The sequence below is a fragment of the Bartonella sp. AA81SXKL genome, assembly GCF_042196945.1.
Classification (GTDB): Bacteria; Pseudomonadota; Alphaproteobacteria; order Rhizobiales; family Rhizobiaceae; genus Bartonella.
In genome coordinates this window covers 1-825 of sequence record NZ_JBHIRH010000170.1, presented here as the reverse complement: position 1 = coordinate 825, position 825 = coordinate 1, and the positions used below count along the sequence as shown (strand labels likewise).

The following is an 825-nucleotide window of genomic DNA, read 5'->3' as shown; positions in this document are numbered from 1 at the left end:
GCATCATTAATGCGTTGTTTGATTCGACGGAGAGGAGAAAAGTATTATGAATACTTATATACCTTCCAACAACACGCGTGTTGCCTTCTTTATCATTCATTATGAGGTTAATCTAGCGATATCTTTTCTATGGTGCCATTAAAAGCAAACAAAACCGATAAAACAACGAGACCACCTCATCTTGATGAGCTTTTTTCATTTACCCAACAAAAATTTAGTTTAAGATTACAATTATAAAAAAATTTGGTATAAATTAAGGAGTTTTTCAGCAACAACCTGTTCAACACAATCACCATAGAAGATTTTATTGCGTAACCCAACTAAAAGACATTCATCCTCCTCTTGCTTCCAAAACCAGACCTTCTTATTTGAAGTTCTTAATAACATTTCTAAAGTTTCTGCAATCTGGTCAATAATTGTCATTAGTTATACGAGAAAAATGTATAGAAAAAATAAACTCTCATTCAACCCTGTGAAAAAGATTTGATTGTTTGAATACATGGGTATAGTGGTTGTGTACACTATGATTTCATCTTAAATGGATTGAGCTTTTTGAGCGTAAGTAAAAATGTAGAGAAATCGTCACGCAAATTGCTACAGGTGATAAAGACGTTTTTGATGAAAAGTAAAAGCTGTAAAATCAGAGAGAAAATTGATTTCCTAAATAAATTCTGCGCACATCAGCGTCGTTGATAATATCATTAGGACAACCATGAACCAAAACTTGTCCCGCGTGAATGATATAAGCACGATCGACAAGCCCTAATGTCTCACGCACATTATGATCCGTTATCAAAACACCAATCCCACGCCTAGTTAAATAAC

The 825-nt window shown here is 33.9% G+C and carries 1 pseudogene; it reads right to left on the bottom strand.

From position 1 onward, the window contains the following. Positions 1-640: 640 nt before the first annotated feature. Positions 641-825 (bottom strand): annotated as a pseudogene (locus ACFINZ_RS10365) (LPS export ABC transporter ATP-binding protein); the annotation flags it as partial.